Here is a 5,071-nt window from a genome sequence, read left to right as displayed (position 1 = left end):
AGTTGGTGTGCGTGGTGGTAATGGGCATGCCTTGTTTGACATGGTGTACGGTGTGATGAACCTGATCCGCCGCCCAAGGTTTGGCGATGGCCTGGGTATGGAAGTACCCTGCCCCGACGTTCAAATTCATGGTCGCGTGATAGCGTTTTGCGGTCATCTCCAGAAACGGGACGTCCATGAAGGTGCCCGCATTGTTGACGAGCGTGTCCACTCCCGGCAGCACCTCATCAATTTGAGGCAGCAAGTCAGCGACCCAGGTTTCCGCAGGTGCCGAAAGATCGCACAGGATTAGCTCGGCTCGCTGACCGTTTTCACGGCAGGCGGCCAGCGTTTCATTGGCAGCATCGTCACGATGCAGTCCGATCAGAACCACATCCGCGCCAACGCTGGTCAGTCCGCGCGCGATCGCACCGCCGACGCCTTGCGTGCCGCCCGTGACAACGACGCGGCGCCCATCCAATCGGAATCCATTGGGATGGAACGCCGCCATGGAAGATCCCGGCGATGATTCACCGGGGGAGGCTTGCGGAGAATTCAAAACGACGGGTCGGTCTTGGAGTAGTCGGCAAAGTGCTGTTCCGATTTTTCGCGATCGAAACCGCCATCGTGCAACACGATTCGGAAGTGAAGATCGAGGTGCTCTCCGTCGGCAATCTTGACGCCTTCGTATTCGGGCTGACCAAAGTGATGGCGTCCAAATGGGTTGGCGGCGAACAAACCGTAAGTGCGAACGTGCCAAAAACAATCCGGCAAGGAATTGACAGGGTGATAGAACATCGTGATACCCGCGGTTGGCCAATCCGATGGCTCATCTGAACCGGCTTGTTGAATCGGGCCACTGTAGTCGACCCAAGATGATTTCTTGCTCCATGCGGCACCGTCTTTCAGGCCTTCTGCGTTCTGCCCGGTTCCGCCAAGTTTCGCGTCCACTTTCATCGTGCCAGCAATGCGAGCGCCGAGTGTCCCTTCTTTGGTGTCACCAAAAACAACGTCGCCATCGGTGGCTTTCAATCGGACATCCAAATCAATGATGGTGTCGCCCTGTGATTCTGTGAACGTCCATCGACGCTGATCGCTCAGGATGCGTTTGCCGTCTTTGTCGTTCCAGTCGTTGTCCGTGATCAGCTTGATTCCGTCTTCGCGTTCTTCTTTCGAGAACGAGGTTTGGGCGATGTACCCGGTGTGGGGCGTGGGTTTGTCCAGCCAAAAGTCCAACCCGTTAACGATTCCATGTGTGAACCACAACGAACGGTGGTGATGGTGGTCGTCCCGTTCGTACTTGCCCTTGTCCTTCATCGGGTAGTCACGCGTCAGCGGCAAACCCGAGGGAGAATTCAGCGGATAGAGGCCGGGCGTGCCGAGCAAGCTGGAGTGGTGACGGGCGATCAATTTTCCACCCCGGTAGATCTCCACATCCTGTTGCTGCGAACCCTTACTATCGGAAGCAACCGTTTTGGTTTCCCAGGTCGTAGCGGCTTCGGCTGCCACAGGATTCGCGGCTGTCGCAGAGGAAGCGATTGAGCATACTGCGACAGCAACGCAGGCATGTTGTGTGAGTTGTCGAAGGAACCGGCGAATACGCGGAAGATTCATCAAGGTGGGTCCGTTTGAGTTCATAGTCAGTGGGAATGCGTTTGAACGAGAGGTCGCAACGTTTTCCAAATGGACTTCGAAGCCGGTGGCATCGGCAGTCTCTTCGGATGGTCGTGCAACCATTCGTTGCGAAGGTGGGACTGGGAGGGGGGAGTGAAAATCAGCGGGCGATCTGAGCGTTTGATTCGCCGGTTGCCCGCGAGTCGATGGATTATGATAGAGGGGGACGGAGCATGATGCCATCTTTTCTGAGTTCTGGTTTTTTCGGAGTGGACGCGATGTGTCACCGAGGCGGTTCGATGCGTTTGATGGGAATGTTTTTGTTAGCCCTTTGTTTGCTTGGCCCGGATGCGTTTGCCCAGCGAGCCAACCAACGCAACGTCAAAAAATCGAATTCAAAAACGAAGATTCGACTGCCTGAAAGCGTTCGCTCGAAGAAACCCGTCGACTTGGAGGTCACCCCTGTTCGCACGTCCAGTCGCCAGGAGATTCGCTACGCCGCGAACGAACTGGATACCTTCATTGAGCGAGAATTGTTGGCCGAGGGGATCACGCCGCAAGAACTGGCCAGCGACGAAGTGTTTTTGCGACGTGTCTACTTGGATGTCGCTGGGCGCATTCCGACCTTGGAAGAAGCCAGTCGGTTCCTCGAATCCAAATCCAGCGACCGACGCGAAGAGCTGATTGATCAATTGCTCTCCAGCCCCGACTACGTCAGTCATTCGTACAACTGGTGGGCGGACACGTTGCGATTGGTCGATCGCCCCCAGCCGAACTTGGTCGCGGATCCTTACAACGGGTACGTCAAGCAGTCGATCGCCGAAAACAAACCCTATGACCAGTGGGTTTACGAGATGCTGACAGCAGACGGCAAAGTTTGGGACAACCCGGCCGTCGGATTTCAGCTTCGTGATGATGGGATGCCGCTGCCATATATCGACAACACGGTGCGAGTTTTCTTGGGGACTCAAATCGGATGCGCTCAATGTCACGACCATCCGTTTGATGAGTGGTCGCAGTACCAGTTCTATCAGCTAGCTGCATTCACTGCGGGAACCAGCACTCGGATGCGAAAGGGCGATCCAGGATTTGAGAAAACCAATCCCGCGAACGCACTGATCAACGAGGGAAAAAAACACTTTGACAAAGGACGCGTTCCCGGCGAGTTTCAACGCATCGCCCGAGCAAACACCTACGTTGTCAGTGAGCGACCACGACGTCTGCGATTGCCGCATGACTACGCTTATCGGGATGCCAAGCCGAAGGATGTTGTTGAGCCCAAGGTGTTGTGGGGCGAAATCCCAACTTCCGCGGCCAAGGCGACGCCTCGTGAGCAGTTCGCCGCTTGGGTGACCAGTCCCGAGAATCCTCGGTTCAGCCAAACGATCGTGAACCGGCTCTGGAAGCGTTTGATGGGAGTTGGTTTTGTGGAACCAGTGGATGACTTCCGAGACGAAAACCCTTGTGTCAATGAAGCCGCGATGGATCACCTGTGCAAGGAATTGATCCGCCGCGGATTCGATTTGAAAGAACTCACTCGCATCGTCCTGTACAGCCAGACCTATCAGCGGCAAGCGGTTGATTTTGATATCACCGATGGAGAGATGTATTACTTCCCCGGACCGACGGTTCGGCGGATGACGGCGGAACAAGTTTGGGATTCGATTCTGACACTGGCCGTGAACAACCCTTGGCCTTTCCAACGACCAACAGCGGAAGAGATGAAGCCCGTTCTGGACCTGGATTTTTCCAAGGTGGATTTTGCGGAGGTCAAGCGACGTTCCGCGACGTTCAAGGAATCTTATTTCTCGCCCGTTTACAAACGGAATCTCAACCAACACGCCTATCAACGCAATGTACTGTGTCGCGCCAGCGAGTTGCCTGCGCCTTTGCCCGCCGATCACTTTTTACGCCAGTTTGGGCAAGGTGATCGCGAGGTCATCAACGGATCGCAGGATGAAGCCACTGTGCCGCAGATTTTGGCAATGTTCAATGGTCCGATCACTCACTTGATGTTGGAACCAGGCTCGGCTTTGGTCGACAACGTCTTGCAAGTGAACAATGTCAAGAAGCGAATCGATGCGATCTTCCTGAGCGTGTTGACTCGCAAACCATCGACCGAAGATCGCGTCCTCGCCTCGCGAGAATTGTCCAGCCAAAACCAAACCGGTGTCGGCTACGGCAACATCATTTGGGCGTTGCTCAATACGCGAGAATTCCTGTTTGTCCAGTGACACGCTGGATTGCTGATCGACATTCGATCCCCCTTCTTTTCTCTCCCCTCTTTTCTTTCCCTTCCCTCTCATCGCCCGCGTTGCGGTTCACCCCCACGAGATCGAATCATGGCCGGAATTGAATTCACCCTGGAAGATCGACGACGATTCATCAAACGATTGGCAAAGCAAACGCTCGGCGTGTCGTTCGCCGGTGGCATGCTGGGTGGGCCGTGGTGGGATGAGTTGTCGCCAAGCAGTCGCGCTCACGCAGCGTCCGCGTCTGGCAAAAAGGCGAAGCACATCATCTATCTGTTCATGGATGGTGCGATGTCGCATTTGGACACGTTTGACCCGAAAGTCGGCGTGGAAGAAGCGGGTGAAACCAAGCCCATCGCCACTCGAGTTCCCGGTATCCAGTTCGGAGATCGCTTTCCAAAGCTTTCGTACCTTGCCGGAGCCATCGCGACGGTTCGTTCGCTGTCCACCGAAACGGGGGCACACGAGCAAGGACGCTACCTGATGCGGACCGCCTACAAGCAGATCAACTCGATCCAACATCCTGGCATGGGGGCGTGGATGGTGGACCGGAAGGGGCGAGAAAACCGAGAGTTGCCGGGCAACTTTCTGATCGGCAGCGGCAATCGGCATCCCGGTGCGGGCTTCTTGCCGCCCGCTTTGTCGCCCGTCCCGATCGCGAACCCGAACGCAGGTTTGCAAAACATCAAGCTGCCAAAGTACCTGAATGAGAAACTGTTCTATCGCCGATTTGCTCTCGCCAACCCGTTCGACCAATCGTTTCAGTCTCAGCGGAAGAACAACGACGTGGAAGCTTACAATCAACTCTACTTGGAAACTCGCAAACTCATGGGAAGCGAGCATTTGAAAGTGTTCGATTTGAACGAAGAGGATTCCAAGATTCGTGACGCCTATGGTCGCAACTCGTTTGGCCAAGGTTGCTTGCTCGCCCGCCGTTTAGTGGAATCAGGAGCTCGGTTCGTTGAGGTGAATTTCGGCGGATGGGACATGCACCAAGACCTCTATTCGCGTCTGAACGAGAAGGCGACCCAGGTCGACGACGGAATGGGGTTCTTGCTTCGTGATTTGCACTCGAAGGGATTGCTGGATGAAACGCTGGTGGTTTTGACGACCGAATTTGGCCGCAAGCCAAAGCTGAATGCGAACGCGGGACGTGATCACCACCCTGGGGTGTTCTGCAGCTTGTTGGCGGGGGCCGGGATCAAGGGGGGGCAAGTCCTGGGGGC

4 protein-coding genes are annotated in these 5,071 nt (G+C 55.5%); 2 read left to right on the top strand and 2 right to left on the bottom strand.

Features of this window, described 5'->3' with window-relative positions; translation table 11 throughout:
• The coding region (locus ACF8AM_RS23880; RefSeq protein WP_392558057.1) for an SDR family NAD(P)-dependent oxidoreductase at window positions 1–538 on the bottom strand (538 nt) is incomplete at its 3' end.
• Window positions 535–1,593, bottom strand: coding sequence for a PmoA family protein (locus tag ACF8AM_RS23875; protein ID WP_392558056.1), 1,059 nt, complete (start codon window positions 1,591–1,593; stop codon window positions 535–537). The genes ACF8AM_RS23875 and ACF8AM_RS23880, both read right to left, overlap by 4 nt.
• 236 nt (window positions 1,594–1,829) lie before the next feature.
• Between ACF8AM_RS23875 and ACF8AM_RS23870 the strand changes: the two genes are divergently transcribed.
• Together ACF8AM_RS23870 and ACF8AM_RS23865 are read left to right on the top strand one after the other, a co-directional pair.
• A complete protein-coding gene (locus ACF8AM_RS23870; protein WP_392558058.1) occupies window positions 1,830–3,827 on the top strand; it encodes a DUF1549 and DUF1553 domain-containing protein in 1,998 nt (665 codons plus the stop codon).
• A 108-nt stretch (window positions 3,828–3,935) separates the two neighbouring features.
• Window positions 3,936–5,071 (top strand): DUF1501 domain-containing protein (locus ACF8AM_RS23865; RefSeq protein WP_392558055.1); only part of this gene is annotated, 1,136 nt, incomplete at its 3' end.

This window comes from Rhodopirellula sp. JB055, assembly GCF_043100905.1.
Taxonomy (GTDB): domain Bacteria; phylum Planctomycetota; class Planctomycetia; order Pirellulales; family Pirellulaceae; genus Rhodopirellula.
This window is presented reverse-complemented; position numbering and strand designations above follow the sequence as displayed.